General features: G+C 65.1%; 1 pseudogene. It reads left to right on the plus strand.

The window, feature by feature from the left end:
• Nucleotides 1-418, plus strand: a pseudogene (locus tag EN780_RS38035) (transposase); the annotation flags it as partial.

The following is a 418-nucleotide window of genomic DNA, read 5'->3' on the forward strand; positions in this document are numbered from 1 at the left end:
ATGTGACGCCGCGCGGCTTTGCCGGACCGAACCTTTTGGCGATGGTCCTGTTCGAGAAGTTCGCCCAGCATCAACCGCTGAACCGGCAGAGCGAGCGCTATGCCCGCGAGGGCGTCGACCTCAGCCTGTCGACGCTTGCGGACCAGGTCGGCGCTTGTGCCGTGGCGCTGAAGCCGGTGCACGCGCTAATCGAGGCGCATGTGCTTGCCGCTGATCGTCTCCATGCCGACGACACGACCGTGCCGATCCTGGCGAAGGGCAAGACCGATACAGGCCGCATCTGGACCTATGTCAGGGATGACCGGCCGTTCGGCGGGCAATCGCCACCGGCGGCGCTCTACTATGCTTCGCGCGATCGGCGGCAGGAGCATCCGAGCGTCATTTGAGGAACTTCACCGGCATTCTGCAGGCCGATGCC

This window comes from Mesorhizobium sp. M4B.F.Ca.ET.089.01.1.1, assembly GCF_004022605.1.
GTDB classification, from domain to species: Bacteria; Pseudomonadota; Alphaproteobacteria; order Rhizobiales; family Rhizobiaceae; genus Mesorhizobium; species Mesorhizobium abyssinicae.